The sequence below is a fragment of the Lysinibacillus sp. Y5S-8 genome (assembly GCF_036894365.1).
GTDB classification, from domain to species: domain Bacteria; phylum Bacillota; class Bacilli; order Bacillales_A; family Planococcaceae; genus Lysinibacillus; species Lysinibacillus fusiformis_D.
The window spans coordinates 2,223,266-2,238,964 of sequence record NZ_CP145889.1 but is presented as its reverse complement, the minus strand read 5'-3'; the positions used below and the strand labels follow the sequence as shown (position 1 = coordinate 2,238,964).

The 15,699-nt window shown below is 37.6% G+C and carries 15 protein-coding genes and 1 pseudogene; 6 read left to right on the top strand and 10 right to left on the bottom strand.

What is annotated here, in order from left to right:
- Positions 1-3 precede the first annotated feature (3 nt).
- The gene (locus V6670_RS10875) at positions 4-309 is read left to right on the top strand and encodes a hypothetical protein (RefSeq protein WP_036126124.1); all 306 of its coding nucleotides are present in this window, start codon (positions 4-6) and stop codon (positions 307-309) included.
- A 450-nt stretch (positions 310-759) separates the two neighbouring features.
- On the opposite strand, the gene V6670_RS10870 is transcribed toward V6670_RS10875, so the two are convergent.
- From V6670_RS10870 to V6670_RS10835, 8 genes are all read right to left on the bottom strand, one after another.
- Positions 760-1,797: a serine hydrolase domain-containing protein gene (locus V6670_RS10870; RefSeq protein WP_338654213.1), complete on the bottom strand. Its 1,038-nt coding sequence runs from the start codon at positions 1,795-1,797 to the stop codon at positions 760-762.
- Positions 1,798-2,030: 233 nt separating this feature from the next.
- A complete protein-coding gene (locus V6670_RS10865; RefSeq protein WP_338654211.1) occupies positions 2,031-2,684 on the bottom strand; it encodes a DUF2306 domain-containing protein in 654 nt (217 codons plus the stop codon).
- Positions 2,685-2,761: 77 nt separating this feature from the next.
- A complete protein-coding gene (locus V6670_RS10860; RefSeq protein WP_338654209.1) occupies positions 2,762-3,184 on the bottom strand; it encodes a GNAT family N-acetyltransferase in 423 nt (140 codons plus the stop codon).
- 392 nt (positions 3,185-3,576) lie between these two features.
- Positions 3,577-4,137, bottom strand: a complete 561-nt coding sequence (locus tag V6670_RS10855; protein WP_141904447.1) for a hypothetical protein — start codon at positions 4,135-4,137, stop codon at positions 3,577-3,579.
- Between the two features lie 124 nt (positions 4,138-4,261).
- Positions 4,262-4,765 (bottom strand): NUDIX domain-containing protein, encoded by a 504-nt coding sequence (locus tag V6670_RS10850; protein WP_338654206.1) that lies wholly within the window; start codon positions 4,763-4,765, stop codon positions 4,262-4,264.
- A gap of 8 nt (positions 4,766-4,773) precedes the next feature.
- Positions 4,774-5,142 (bottom strand): hypothetical protein, encoded by a 369-nt coding sequence (locus V6670_RS10845; protein WP_338654203.1) that lies wholly within the window; start codon positions 5,140-5,142, stop codon positions 4,774-4,776.
- Positions 5,143-5,339: 197 nt separating this feature from the next.
- Positions 5,340-6,308: an ABC transporter substrate-binding protein gene (locus tag V6670_RS10840; protein WP_338654200.1), complete on the bottom strand. Its 969-nt coding sequence runs from the start codon at positions 6,306-6,308 to the stop codon at positions 5,340-5,342.
- 118 nt (positions 6,309-6,426) lie between these two features.
- Complete coding sequence (locus tag V6670_RS10835) at positions 6,427-8,025, bottom strand: AraC family transcriptional regulator (protein ID WP_338654197.1); 1,599 nt, start codon at positions 8,023-8,025, stop codon at positions 6,427-6,429.
- A 418-nt stretch (positions 8,026-8,443) separates the two neighbouring features.
- Between V6670_RS10835 and V6670_RS10830 the strand changes: the two are divergent.
- The 4 genes and pseudogenes from V6670_RS10830 to V6670_RS10815 all read left to right on the top strand — a co-directional run.
- Positions 8,444-9,358, top strand: a pseudogene (locus V6670_RS10830) (beta-propeller fold lactonase family protein); the annotation flags it as partial.
- Between the two features lie 308 nt (positions 9,359-9,666).
- On the top strand, positions 9,667-10,230 hold the full coding sequence (locus V6670_RS10825; RefSeq protein ID WP_338654194.1) for a hypothetical protein: 564 nt from the start codon (positions 9,667-9,669) through the stop codon (positions 10,228-10,230).
- 368 nt (positions 10,231-10,598) lie between these two features.
- Positions 10,599-11,330, top strand: a complete 732-nt coding sequence (locus V6670_RS10820; protein WP_338654191.1) for a hypothetical protein — start codon at positions 10,599-10,601, stop codon at positions 11,328-11,330.
- 292 nt (positions 11,331-11,622) lie between these two features.
- Positions 11,623-11,862, top strand: coding sequence for a hypothetical protein (locus V6670_RS10815; RefSeq protein WP_141904451.1), 240 nt, complete (start codon positions 11,623-11,625; stop codon positions 11,860-11,862).
- Positions 11,863-12,280: 418 nt separating this feature from the next.
- On the opposite strand, the gene deoD is transcribed toward V6670_RS10815, so the two are convergent.
- Both deoD and V6670_RS10805 read right to left on the bottom strand, forming a co-directional pair.
- Positions 12,281-12,988 carry a purine-nucleoside phosphorylase gene (gene deoD, locus V6670_RS10810; protein WP_036126140.1) on the bottom strand — a complete coding sequence of 236 codons (708 nt, stop codon included), beginning with the start codon at positions 12,986-12,988 and terminating at the stop codon, positions 12,281-12,283.
- Positions 12,989-13,195: 207 nt separating this feature from the next.
- Positions 13,196-13,414, bottom strand: a complete 219-nt coding sequence (locus tag V6670_RS10805; protein WP_141904452.1) for a YozE family protein — start codon at positions 13,412-13,414, stop codon at positions 13,196-13,198.
- Positions 13,415-13,665: 251 nt separating this feature from the next.
- Here V6670_RS10805 and V6670_RS10800 point away from each other — a divergent pair, with 251 nt between their 5' ends.
- A complete protein-coding gene (locus V6670_RS10800) occupies positions 13,666-15,507 on the top strand; it encodes a methyl-accepting chemotaxis protein (protein ID WP_338654184.1) in 1,842 nt (613 codons plus the stop codon).
- Positions 15,508-15,699 lie beyond the last annotated feature (192 nt).

Here is a 15,699-nt window from a genome sequence, read left to right as displayed (position 1 = left end):
GATATGGAGCATTTTCCGCTAATACATACAAATTTTTGGGATGCTGTCATTGCAGTCCCTGTCGTGATGATTGTTACGCAACTAATTAAAAAATTGGGTCATATCAAACCTTTTTGGGTTCCAACCATTGCATTAATCGTCGGCTTATTCATTTCCATTTTCATCAGCCATCGTCATAACCTTCTTGCTGGGCTTTTTATGGGCTGGTTTTATGGCTACGCAGCCATTGGTAGTTACGCTTCATTGAAAACATCTTATATTACCTACAAACAAAAGAAAATCAAAAAACAGAAACATAGCACTCCATAAGAATGTAGCGATTGCAGGAATAGAGACAAAATAATATACTAATATTAACAAATTTGGGGCTACTTATTAAAGTAGCTCCTTTTTAATCAGTTTGCACAATAATCCTTTGATTTTTAATAAGGATAAGAAAGGTTGTTCAGCTATGGAAATGTTTTTTTTCTTTAGTAATTTTTATTTAATGCCCCTCTACGCTTTTTTGTTTAGCTATTACCTTATTAAGCTACTCAAAAAATTCAGTAAGGGACAATACACGACAACGACTGAATCGAGGATTGTCATAATAACCTTTATATTAATTGTTTGGAGTATTAGTTATACACTCGCAAGCAGTCAATAGCTTCATAGGTAATGAGAAGAAAAAGCACTTACACACAAGGGCAATATTCGACCAATGGCTATTAAACATTAGAGCCTATGTGTAAATTTGTTTCCACATAGGCTCTATTTATTTTATAAGGTTTGAGCTGATAATAATGCTGCTTCTATGCCCTTCATGATGTTCATAGCTCCACTCGATTTATTTGAACAGACAACTACTTTGGTTGAGCAGTCAGGATAATAAGCTGAATGGAAGCACACACCTGGATCGTATCCCATCACATGATATTTTAAAATAGATTGTTCACTGTTCTTCTTAATCCATACACCATACCCGTAACTATCACTTTCATTCATCTCAACATGAGGCGTTAGCAGTTGTTTTGTGACAGCTTCACTTAAAAGGTCAAAGTTCATCAGCGCATCCCACAGCTTTGACATATCCTTCGCCGTTACAAATGCTCCTCCATCCGAACCTCCTTTTACAGGTAAGGAGTAGATATTTGTTTTCCATGTACCATTCGGGTTATCTATGTATCCTATTGCAGTATTAGATGGTAGAGAATCTAATGAGAAATAGCCCGATTCCTTCATATTCGCTGGCTCAAATACATTTTTTTGAATGTAGTCAGAAAAGTTCATACCAGAAATATGTTCAACAACTAAGCCTAATAAAATATACCCGGCATTGTTGTAATGAAATCTCTCCCCTACTCTATATTTCATCGGCCGATCCTGAAATAAAGGTAAGAAATCACACAATGTTCGAAGTTGATACATTGGATTTTCAACCCATAATTCTTCAAAATTCTCCATTTCTTCCTCATCAAAATAATCTGCAATTCCTGAGGTATGCGTTAGCAGATGTTCAATAGTAATCTGCTCATCCAAATGCTTAAAATGATGGTTTAAACAGTCACTTACTTTACTATCCAAAGAAAGCCTTCCTTTTTCGATAAGCTGACAAATAGCAATTGCAGTAAAAAGTTTACAGCCAGATGCAATACCAAAACGCGTTTTTGTGTTATTTTCGATTTGCTCCGAGCGATTTGCATAGCCAAAGCTTTGATTGACTAAGGCAGCCTTCTCTTGATTTTCTACTAGAATTGTTCCTGAAAAATCAAGATTCTGTTGTATGTCCACTATAATATTTTGTAATTTTGTATGCATAGTCATTCCCCTTATTTCTCCAAATTAACTAAATAATAACTTCTCTTACTAAAACAATACTCTACTACTGTTACCTTGTCGAGAATATTCGCATAATTATGAGGAGAAGGATGTGCATACTGAGGAATGGCTAAAGAGTCAATTGCTGGTATCCTATCTTTACAAGCACAGAAATGATTACTAGTGATTATTGAATTCACTATGCTTTTACATTCTCTTTAATCTATTGCAAATCAAGTCGTCTTTGTTATATGTCGATTGTCTATAAAGACATGAAGCTTGCGCTGAATATACCATTCCATCACGAATAAATTTGGCACCCAACATAACCACGCGATGACGGCATAACTATACTGGAAATTTTCAAAGCCAAATAATACAGTACATAAGGGGAGGTAGATTCGCAATGTCACTGCCGCAAAGGTTAAAGCATAATTTCTTAGCATCCATTTTTGATGTCCTTGGATGTTTCTTTGTTTAATGTTAGCCAGTGCTTGAAACATCGTGATGAGCCAGCCTATAGATAATAAAGCGAAGCCTAGCTGTGCTACCCATCCCCCAGTTGCGTGAAATGCTAAATAAAGTCCTGCCACACCACCGAACAAAATACTAATCATGTAGATGCTACCTAATCGTTTATGACGTTTCACATTTTTCTCTCTTAAGGTGGAGGACAATGTAAAAGGGCCGATTACGAGGGCTAACACACCAAAAATGATATGAATGTAAAGCATACTATACCAAAAGGAATTCAATGTAGCGCTAAGCATGAGCTTTAATTGAACAAACCCAGCCTGTTGTGCATGGAATACGATATATTGAACGACCGAATAGCCCGCTATCATTGTCGCCAAGCCACTTACAATGAACCACCATTTTTTTCTCATTCTGTAGCTCCTTTCTTTTGAAACCTAATATTGCAATTGACTACGTTCTGACATAAAAGTGGTCTGGAAAGTAGCCGTTACAGACTACTAGTAGTGCAGTTGTAAAGGCAGGCAAAACGCTCCACACCTGGGTATTTTTCACCTAAGCTTGTAATGTGAAACCCAATATTTTTATAAAAATGGACAGCTTCTTCGTCCGTTTCTGCATAAATCGTAGAAAATGAATAGTGTTCTTCCAAATATCGAATCATCTCACGTCCAATCCCTTTTCCACGATTCGTTGGTGATACGGCAAGATGTTTAATTTCACAGTGATTTCCATCCCTCTTTGCGATTCCAATACACCCCACCATGTCTTGCTCGATGCTATAGCCATATAACACTCTTTCTGGACTTTCCATATATAATTGGTACTCTCTATCTACTTTCTTTTCTGAGGTGGCATAGGATAATAGTACTTTCACTTCGGGTTGGATGTTGCTTGATTGAATTTGTTTCATAAAACGCTACCTCTCTATTTTAGTTAACCTATCAGTAGTCCTTGAATAATGTGTCAATTACTATCATATTCTACCATTTTAATTGTCACCTATTTTATCTATACGAAACCGTTGCTTATCTAATGAATTCAGCTCCTGACCAACCGTCTCTCTCCATTAAAAGCACCTCCATCTAACTACTTCTAAACATATTTAAAAATTCCTGTTACAATGATCGTAAAAATAGAAAGAAAGTGCATGATGGATCTATTGTTTGTCATTCTTATTTTTGCTGGGATTTTGCGATATATGATTCGATTAGACGAGTCAACCATAATATTCTGGAGCAAACGGAAGAAATAAAGAAGTTACGGCAGGAACTGAAAGACAAGATTAAAAAAGTAGAATGACTACTATTTTTGCTTTGGATAATCAATCGAATTGGCGATATCGATTAGGACTTTAGCCGTTACTTGATTTGCCACATCTCGATCAATACTAAAGACATATTGCCAATCCTCTCTTTCAAACACGAGTAAATGAAAGCCAATTCGTGGATTTTCAATATAGACTGCCTCACTGCCATTTTTTAATGTAAATACATCCGTAATATATTTTTTAAATGGCATTTTATGTTGAACTGGTCGAACCATGATTTTGAAATGATTTTGTGGCAATTGTTCACTAATCATTACCACCTCCAACTGATCGTTATTTTCCCCTTCTAGATCACTAAACCTTCCCACATGATGCGTAAAGCTAATGGGCGGCACTCGTAGGGGTAGTTTCAGTTCTTTATTATAGTGTTGTTCGAACTCTTTTAAGGCTACCTCTACTGTTTTATAGCCAATTTCGGGAAGAAACTCTTCTAAAGGTTGTGGAGAATTCTTTTCTTTGGCAGAAACGAAGTTAAGAATGGAAACATACGTAAATACGGCAGTAATCAGTAGTCCTATAAGAATACGTTTATTCATTTTACCGCTCCTCTATCCTGTTTAGGTCTATGTTATCCTACTGAATCGGAATTATGCCTTTTAGCTTTTGTACCTATTACATAAGAAAGGCTTGAGGATAAAAAATTCAAACGCAGATCACACATTAATATAGTGTGGTCTTATTGTTAAAAATTGAAGTAAAGTAGCTAAGTGTCGGTACAACATTATTCGCGTGAAACATCTTTTCAAGCGCTGACTTTGTGACCCATTTAATCGCTATCACTTCATCCTCTTGAAGTATCGTTTCGCTAATTTCAAAGCTTTGGTCAAATAACCACACATCGTAAAAATCATTGAAATGATCCCGGCGTTCACTCTTTATTAATTGTCCATTAGCCCTCAATAAATGTATCCCTATTTCCTCTTTCACTTCAAGTATACCCCCGTCCAGACTGCTTTCACCAGCTACTATAGAGCCACCTGGACATTCCCATAAATGAGGATAATGTTTATTATGATGTCTTTTTGTTAATAGGAATTCTCCCTTATTATTACGAATCCAAACGTGCACAACGATATGGTAATCTTCAGCTGCTAATATTGTCCCTCGTACATGACGCTTATTTGTTTTTTTGCGGTTTTTATCGTAGATATCCCAGACTTCCATCTAGCACCTCATTCCTGAATTTGAACAAGCACATACTGCTTAGTCCACATTTCTGTCGTAACAATGGAACGTTCTCCATTTTTTTCGAAAAACAGCCCGCTCCCCTCCTTTTCAAGAAATGCCCAACCCTCATTTGTCATCATTTGCTGAATGTCCTCGTCCAGCTTCTGTATTCCTCTAGCTGACATGTACCAAGTTACATTTTTATCATTGAAGAGCGCCACTAAATCAAAGGGAAATGTATTTAATTTTTGTATGGCTTCCTTTGATGTGAGGTAGTCGACTGGCAAAGGAGGGTAAAATAATTTATTACAATAAATAAAGATTGCACTTACTGCCAAAAGAGTTGCTACTAGTAAGCCTATTTTTTTCATCATCTCTCCTTCGGTAATATTTTGGTTGCTGCAACATCTCTCTACACTTATGAATATCTTTCTCTGTTATTCAATACATTCTACAAGATTTATTTCTCCTCACCCTTTAACACGGAATAATCGTTTTATTCATTGTACCGTAAATCTAACAACAATAAAGACCACTCATCACGAGCGGCCTTTAATGATTTATGTCATTCTCATTGTTTATTAGTCAACATTTTTACTACTTCTTTGATTTGCAGCTCTAATGATATTGGATCATTGCCCCAGAATAAATCTGGGTCCAGCTTGAACACTCGGTCATTCTTCACGGCGTCTAGTGACTTCCAAAGTCCCTCACTCTCACCCCATACTTCTGAGATTAAATCTCCCTGATCGATGAAAATATAATCGCCAGCATATTCAGGAATGACTTCGTACGAAACTTGTCGATAGGACTCTTTTCCAATCATTTCCTTCTGTTGTTTCGCTGGTGGCTTTAATTGAAGATGTTTGTAGATGGCTTCACCACCCCTATAGCCTCCGTCACCATAAATATAAAATCCTTTATCTACTACAAAAACGCCCATAAGTGCAAAAGTATCGTCGGGTTTAATAATGTTCGCAAGCTGTGCTCGTGCTTCCTCTGCGGTCTTATCTAAATGCTTAATCCATTGCTCGGCTTCATCTTTTTTGTCCAAAGCATCGCCCAAAAGACGCATTATTTCATAAATATCACCTGAAGAGCTATAAGGGAGCGCAAGCGTAGGTGCGATTTTCTCATACTGCTGAAGAATCTTTTCATCACCCACCCAAGTGATGATTAAATCCGGTTTCAGCTGAACGATTGTCTCCAATGATCTTTCCCCAGTTGTTTCAATGCCATCAATCTGATCTTGAATTACTTTGTTCTCCAAATCCCATTGGGTAGACCCGATTGGCTTGATACCTAACACAAGTAATTCTGGTAAATAGCCGTCTGTTACAATCCGCTTTGCTTGACGTGGTATTTCAATATCACCACGTTGTGTTTTGATTATTTTTGTAGCTGATTCTGTTGTTTCAGCTATTTTGGAAGTGTCCTTATTAGTATTGGAATCGGCGCTGTCATTGGCATTGCCACAAGCCGTCAGTATAGCGAGTAAAGCAAGAAATACTATTGATTTTAACACCTTATGTAAGTACAAGATTGTACCTCCTTGTTTGATAATGATTATCATTCGCGATGATATATTCATTATAGAGGCAGTCTTGTACAAGGACAACGCCTATAAATTGGATGTTACATAGGGAAAATTGTTGGATTTAACCTTGATTAGTGAACAATTTTACCATTACATCAAGTTGAATCTCCAAAGACAGACCATCATCAAACCAAAATTCATTAAGCTTAAGTAAGTGTAACTGGCAGCCTTGTTCATACACTAACTGTTGCCACACGGAACGCTGCATCAGTTTGGTGCGGAAAGATTCTGTATCATCGGTTGGTACAATCAAAAACATATGATTGGCCGCATACAGGGGCAAATCCTGCTCTTTAACTTTCAGATGTTTACCAGGTTGAAGTACCTCCTGTTGAATGGCCTGAGGAGCTCGTAGTCCTAATAGCTGGTATAAAGTGTAGGCGGAGCGCACCGATAGATAAGGGATCAGCCATAAGTTATCGTGACTTAATTCAAAGATACCTGCTGTTGAGCCTGACTGAAGAAATGGTGTGATGACTTTTCTTGCCTCTATGGCGGACTGCTGTAGCTGCGCAATCCAATCTTCAGCCTCTTGTGTTCGCCCAAGGAGTGTCCCAAGCAGTCGCACCTCTTCAAGCTTGTCTAACTGTCCCCATGGAATCGTCAGAACAGGAGCAATTTGTTCGAGTGCTTTCATTACTTCAGGGTAGTTATAAAAATAAGTTGGTGCCACGATTAACTCCGGGGCTAGTTGATGTATCACTTCTATTTGGTCAAAAGATTCTATCTCTACTATGTTCGGCAATCGTCTGTGCAATAGCTGGGATGATTGAAGCAGCTCTCGTGTTGTAGCGAGGGGCTGAATTCCCAATGCGAGTAATGCCCCGAGAAATTGTATACTAACGATACGGTTGCTATGCTTCCTCTTGCGAAAGCTGCTAGGTGAAAGATGAACATACTTGGTGAAAGTTTTTCCCAAATAGGAGCCGTCTGCAAAGCCAGTTTTCAACGCAATATCCTGCAATTTGTCATTTGTTCCAAGTAGCATAAGCTTCGCTTGGTCAATCCGAATTTGATTCACATACTCAGCAAAGCTCCACCCTGTTTCCTTCTTAAACAGCGAGGAGAAATAGCTTTCGTTAAAGCCTGTCATGTTGGCCATAAAAGAACGTGTTAGCGGTGCTTCAAAATGTTGTTTGATATATGTAACAGCCTGCTGAATAGCTTGATCGTTCGTCACAAAACTGTTATCAATACTCTTTCTTTCAAAAATCGTATCGAGGAACTCGTGCAGAAGCAAATGGAGCTTAGGGGCAGCATTTAGTTTCTGCGTTTGTGAAAACTGCCCTATCAAATTTTTCAGCAGCCCTTCCGCATACCGAGGAAATTCCATGACCTGCCCATGCGCAGGTAAATGGGCTGTATCAATCACATATAATAACGCTTCTTTCTCACGTTTAGCCAATCGATAACTATTAAATGAGATGCTGTAAACAGGCGCAAATCCTTCGCTAGTGCTCGGGACGATATGGCTGTCCTTCTCTGGGTACAAAAGCAAGACGAATTGCCCTTTTCCTATACGACAAGTACGTTGCTCTGCTCGAATGACTATCGGTTGTGTAGGAATGATAATCAATGGAAATAACCCTGTCAGCGTAGCGGGACTCAGCGTTCCCTCGTCCGCTAGAAGTCTTAAATCCAGAAGCTCATATGTTAGCATTTTCCTAGACCCTCCCCTGTCATATATAGTGTTGAATATTATTTTAAAACAACTAAACTATAATCTACCATAAAAAATCCAAAAGGCTTTTAAAATCGATCAGCTTTGCTTATATATACTGAAAGAAATCCCTTCACCTAATAGGCAAATGCTGATTTTGGAAGTTTATCTTTATCACTTTCATCAAACCATCCTATACAAACACCACATTTTTCAGAAGTATTTGAATTAGGTAAACGTACAATAAGCCCAATTCTGTACGCATATAGTATCACTATATGTTAGGGAGGGTGTTCGTGTGGAGAAAAAACATCGATCTTTAAAAAAATTCAAGCTAAAATCAAACCCAAATTGTCATTGCCGTTGTTGCTGTCCTTGTTGTCGTTGTAAATGTAAACCACCATTTTTACCGATACCACCAAGTTGTAACTATCTCGTATATGTGACAGACGCTGGTCAGCTAGTATCGCCTGATAATAGAGTATCTGTAATTGATACGGCGACAAATACGATAGTCGCAAACATACCCGTAGGATCTGCTCCTCTAGAAGTAGCGATTACACCAAACGGAGCATTTGGTTATGTTCCAGCGCTCTTCTCGGATAATGTTACGGTCTTTAGTACTGCCACAAACACACCAATCGCTACCATTCCAGTAGGGGTTAATCCTTTAGGTGTCGCCATTTCACCGAATGGAACACTTGCTTATGTATCCAATCATGGATCTAACACGGTTTCGGTCATCAATACAGCCACTAATACTGTAACCGCAACTATCCCAGTAGGGCTCCAGCCTCAAGGCATTGCTTTTACTCCAAATGGCGCGTTTGCTTATATTACAAACGAAAATTCAAATTCAGTATCTGTTATCAATACAGCTACGAATACGGTGGTCGCTACAATCCCTGTCGGCATTCGCCCAAGGTCCATTGTTTTCACATTGAGTGGACAATTTGCTTACGTGACAAATGAAAATAGCAACACTGTATCCGTCATTAATGCTGTAACCAATACAGTAGTTGCTACAATCCCTGTGGGAACAGGACCTGTAGGAACAGCCATTACACCAGATGGAACACTTATTTACGTTGTCAATAAAGGTAGCAATACGGTTTCGGTTATCAATATAGCTACCAATACAGTGATTGCTACAATTCCTGTAGGATCATCTCCTGACCAAGTGACGATTTTGCCTGATGGAACATTTGCCTATGTCACGAACCAAGTGGACAATACAGTGTCTGTTATCGATAGAGCGACCAATATGGTCATTGCTACAATCCCTGGATTTAACGGTCCTACTGGTATAAAAACGGGCACCATCTGCAACTAGCTTTTGACACCCTTGGCGAACAATAAGTAGCAAGTCATATTAAAGAAAAAGCAACCTACTTCAACGCCATCTTATCAAATGGTCTTCTAGAGTTGGTTGCCTATATCATGATGTAATGAGCGAATGCTAAAACGTTGAATGCTCATCTAGTTTTGGAATAGCAGTAAGTCTCATTCGTTTCATATTTACCATTTATATACTATTTTAAGTTCCTCTATGTTACCATCTATAATAGACAAAATGTTTATTTAGCAAATAAGCAGAATGACTAAAATCATTTATCAATAAAATTAGAGGGTGTGCAATTAATGGGGTTCTTTGATAGGTTTTTAAAAAAAATAGAGGCTGTTAATAAAGAAGAAGTTGCTGTTGCTGAACTTGAATCCGAGTTTTATTTAGAGTCTGCACTGGATGAAGCAAATCAATTTTGGGTGGAAATAGCACAAAATCTTATCGTGAACGCAGTTAAGGCAACTGATAACACTGTAGAACGTGCCTTTATATTAATAGATATGGGCGAACATCCATCTTTCAATATTTTTTACCAAATCGATGGGTGTCTAGTGATGTGGAATGAGCTTGAAAATCCTATTATGACAGAAAAAATTCAAAATGAGTTACTACCTCAAGCTTCTGATGTTGCTATCTCAGTAAATGATAAATTCACTCAAGTTGACCATCCTCGCATTTCATTTGCTGAACTGCAATTTGAATGGGCAACAGGGGCTTGGTTTTCTCATATCATTTGGGAAGATAATGACAATGTTAAGTTAGACAAAGCAGAAATTTTAAGTAAATGGTTCAACACTTTGAGTGAGGAAATAACCATGAAACCATTAGACAGTGATTCTAAACTTTCTTGGTATCCTTAAAGTACATCATTTTTTAAGAGGCATACGATTTTCATTAATCTTAGGACTTGTGAGTATGAGTCAACCTTATTGCACACAAGTTTTTTTATTATGCCTTCACAATTTAATAAGGATGCAACTATCGCCCTCAAATGGCTTTATAGCCTCATTTAGACAACCTGTGTCAAAGGTTTTTCTGCTCTTGATTCAACCGCTAAGGGGTTGTGATGGTTGTTATAAGTTAACTAAAATTGTAGCGATTTAGACCTTATCCTATTGTTAAATTTAACTCAACATCCATATTTACATATATGTTACAATTTTCATATCATCTTTTTAAGAAATAATACATTTGGAAGTGAAAAAATGAAACAAATTATGATTTTACTATGTTCAATTTTTTAGTAGCTTGTAGTGCTTCGAATGAAAGTATTAAAAAACAAAATATTGAAACCGAAAAAGAAACGATCTCTAATAGTTTGCCAAATAGCAAAGAAGTATATGATTTTGCTCAAAGAAAATTTGATGAAGTTACTAACTATGGGGAAAATTATGAACCTGAAATTCATGATGAATTAATATTAAAAGAGACAGCAACGCATTTCAATATTGATTATGACATGGCAAACACTCTCTATATGAAAGAAGAAATGGGATCTAACAATCATGCTTTATTTGAACCTAAACAAAAATTTATAACTATGGACTTGTTCAAACAGATTCAAACAGGCATGACATATGAAGAAGTAAAAGAACTAACGAATTTGGAAGGAACTTTAGTTCCAACAAGTTCTGATGAAGAAATAAGTGAATATAAATATGAAGCAGAGGGAAATGCTTCGGTCACTTTAATTTTCTCTAATGATATCTTATTTACTAAAAGCCAATCAGGCTTAGCAAAACCCGAAAAGATCACAATAGATCAGTATAATCAAGTTGTGAAGGGAATGTCTCTCGAAGAAGTAGAATCCATTTTAGGTATAGGTGAATTTGGAGGAGATATGACTACACCCAATGCTACAACAGAGACCTATTGGTATGAAGGAGCTAGTGGCGGTTCTGCTCAATTAATTTTTTATAACGGTACATTAGGCATGAAAGAAGAATTTGGTCTACAATAATGAGTTTTCTATTATTTAAACAGGACTTGCTAATGTGGGTGTATCCCAGTGCAAGTCCTTTTGTTATGCTCGCACACGCCCTCTCTCACATATCAGTCCATAAACCGCTTGCCCTGTCAATCCAATAAAGCCATTAATGCAAGGTTTTACTGTAACTAACTATCCATCTTAATGCAATGCTGTTCTGTGGCACTTGAAAAAGAAGAAGCATACCAGCTTATTGATACAACGGTTATTTATGGTAAAATTAGGTGGTATTTAGTTAATAATTTTATTCAAAAGGGGATTTAAAATGAAGAAACCGATTTTATCAATCGCTGTATTTTTACTAAGTTTTTTCTCATTACTCATTTCGCTTAAATTATTTTGGAATTTAGGTATTTATGTTGATGAGTATGGTACAAGCCCTTCTGTTGTTAGTGGTGGAGAATTTTGGCATTCCATGGATTGGTTAAGATTATTTTCACTGCTCCTGCTGTGCATAGTATCGTTTATCAGTATTTTTAGTACGAATCAAAATAAGAATCATTAAAGTAAAAAAACATTATGAAAAAAGGAGGAATAAAGGAATTATATGAATTTGTTTAGAGGAAGTTGGGGTATATTATTATGCTTATATGGTGTGGCTTTATTTATCAAATATTTCCAGAATGTCAGTGAAGGATGGAATATAATCCTTCATGCTTTATCTGGGAGTTTATGTCTTTTAGGAATTTTACTAATAATTAAAGCGATAAAAATGAAAGCGTAATCAGAAGTTACTTTCAACCTATCCAAAAATTAAAATAGCAGTCGTTACAGACAAGTCTTTTTGTAATGCTTCCTCAAATCACTTCGATTTAAAAAGCCCATTAGGCTCTGATTTACTCAGTCACCTAATAGGCCATTCATATAAATCTTTAAAGGTTAATCCTTTGAAATTTAGTCCAAACAATAAACCCTTGGTAAGCTTAGTCTTGAATCGCTGCGTCTAACGCAACCACGATCATGTCATTGAACGTTGTTTGACGTTCTTCAGAAGTTGTTACTTCGCCTGTGATAATATGATCACTTACTGTTAGAACAGCAAGTGCTTTACGGCCGAATTTGGCAGCTAATGTGTAAAGGGCTGCTGATTCCATTTCTACAGCTAGCACACCATATTGTGCTAGTTTTTCGTTTTGGTGCTCATCTGAGTAGAATAAATCTGCTGTGAAGATATTCCCTACTTGTAAGTTAAGACCAGCCTCTTTACCTGCGTTGTAAGCTTTTAATAATAAGTCAAAGTCAGCGATTGGTGCGAAGTCGATAGCACCACCCCAAATGATTTGGTTCATACGTGTATCTGATGTTGCGCCTTGCGCTAAAATGACGTCACGCACTTTAACATCCTTTTGAATTGCACCACAAGTACCTACACGAATTAATTTTTGCACATCATATTCTTGCATTAATTCTGTTGCATAGATAGAAATAGATGGCACACCCATACCTGTTCCTTGTACAGAAATACGTTTACCTTTATACGTACCTGTATAACCAAACATATTACGTACTTCATTGTAGCAAATTACATCTTCTAAAAATGTTTCTGCAATGTATTTTGCACGTAATGGATCTCCTGGAAGTAAAATTGTGTCAGCGATTTCACCTTTTTTTGCATTAATATGAATACTCATACTACAATCCCTCTTTTCTGTCAGTTATCACTATAAATAATACTGTGTTTCTGTCATTTACGCAATGCTAGACGTCTAGCAACTAAAAATATTTATCTTGATTCAGCGACGCAGTTCAGAACATGAAGCGCTTAGGTTAACTTCTACTCTTTTGCCCGAAAAATCTGGACGCCAATTCGCCGAGGCATCATCGATCTTTTCATACAATCAAGCTGATTCCTCATAAAGCGCCCATAAAGTATCGAATGTTTCGATTGTTAAGTTTTCCGTAGCGTAGGATTCAATATAGTCGGACAGCTCATGAAAGTCTGTGCTCTGTTTTGGAAAATTATGCTCCTGAAACATTTCCTCTGCAAAGCGGACTTTAGGGTCTGACCAATCACCTCCTCGGAATGTTAATACATACAAATAAAAACTTTTTTTCATGAAACAATTTCCCCTTTTTAAAACAATGGCTTTTCGCTAGTGTATCAAAAAAAATAGCTTTCGTCATAATTCCCACTACTAAGATATTCTACCTATTTATGCTTTTAGAACTATTTTCTCGGACAATCCTGACTTTAGTCATGGTTTATTTTATCTGAAAAATTTAAATTTTTAGAAATAATAATAGAAATATCTAGTAAAATAAGATAAAATTGAAATCGATTATTGAAAAAAATAGGAAGGTGATGGCGATGAAAAAAACTCAAAAAACTCGTAATACAGCGAAAAAACGCCCGTCTCTCTTTATGCTTAGCTTTTTGAGGAAAAGGCAAGCTGCTACAAAAGAGGAACCCGGGAACAATCCCCCTCCTATTAAAGTAAAACGACAACGTTTTTACCATTTAATTCGGGGCAAAGTGCTTATTATGTTTGCACTGCTTATTGTGATTAACGGTATCATGGGTATATTGTCTTATGTCAATATACAAAATTTGCAGCAGCAAATGGAAGACTTTACGAAGAAAAACGTTCAAGAGCAGTTAACCGTCAATCAGCTTGCGTATGAAATTGCTCGACTAACAAATTTAGAACAATCCTATTTAATTACAGGTAATGGTATTTATTCTACTTCTTATCATATGAAAATTGATACTATTAACAAAAAGCTGTCTGCCTTAAAAGAACAATTTCAAGAACGACAAGTAGAGCTAAGTCATATGCAGGCCATCGAGCAATATTATAAAAATTACCTAGATTATTCAGACAAAGTCATGACGATGCGCGACGAACTCGGACTTGAACAAGCCCGTAAGCTCATGATGGGTGCCACTGGGGAAACGATGAAAACACATATCGATAACAATATTGAATCTATTAATGTGGTCATGGACGAGTCGAATAAAACCAAATTATACAAGCTTAATCAACAGGTCAATCTTTCCATTACTACGTTCTTTATCGTGTCAATTGTTGGCTTTTTAGCAATCATCATTTTTGGTTATATGCTCTTTAAATCACTTAAACGAAATACACAGGCCATTAATGACTCCATCCTTGATATTGCACAGGCAGGAGGCGATTTGACAAGACGTGTAAAAGTACGTAATCGTGATGAATTTTCAATCATTGCGGCCTCGACGAATACATTAATCGAGTCAATTTCCAATTTAATTCGCCGTGTCAGTGAATTAGCGGATCATGTATCAAGCAGTAGCCAGGAGCTGATGTCGTTAGCTGATGAAAATGCACGAACGATTCAGGATATTGCGGATGCCACAGCTGATATTGCCAGTGATAGTGACAATACGATTTCAAGTATGAATAGTGCCCAACAAAAGATGAGCGACTTAGAGCATGCCGTCCATCAATTAAATGAACAAGCAAGTGCCGTCCATCGTGCCTCTGTCGCTATGCAGCAAGCAGCCGATGAAGGCAGTCGCTCTGTGGAACAATCCTCGCTTGTTATGCAATCCATTGAAGAAACGATGGCTTCCACAACGTCCACGGTCGAAGCATTAGGTCGTAAATCTGCCGACATCACATCGATTATCGGCACTATCACAGCCATTTCTGAGCAAACAAATCTTCTCGCATTAAATGCGGCCATTGAAGCGGCACGCGCTGGCGAACATGGACGAGGCTTCGCAGTTGTAGCAGATGAAGTTCGCAAGCTTGCAGAGCAATCACAAAGCGCAGCGAAGGAAGTAACAACGATTGTGACGTCCATCCAGCAGGAAGTTACGTCAATCATTGCCCAAAATCATGAAGGGGTAACAACTGTTATCCGAGGCGTGGAAGTAACAAATGAAACGAATCAATCCTTAGCCAATATTTTAACGCATACAGAGGAAACAACGACGATTATCGCAGCTATGGTAGATAAAATTGCGACTACACTTGACTCTAGCAATGCAGTAGCAAGTGACTTCGTGCATGTCAATGCCTATGCCGAGCAATCAGCAGCCAACACGGTAACCTCAGCGGCAGCCGCAACACAGGGCTCCGCATCCATGCAGGAAATCAACGCAGCAGCCACCGAGCTCGCCCAACAAGCAGATAGCTTACGTAACCTAGTGAGCGAATTTAAAGTATAAGCCACTCGAAGGAGGATCCAGCATTTTGCTGGTTCCTCCTTCATTTTGAGAGGCTGTCCTTTCAATTTGAAGACTCGATCATTCAAATAAAGGATTCTCGGTTGAAATGGTGGGCTATCCTTCATTTTGTTGATTCTATCCATCAATTTATGAGTTCTATCCATCGATCTGTGAGTTCTATCCTCTACTTTG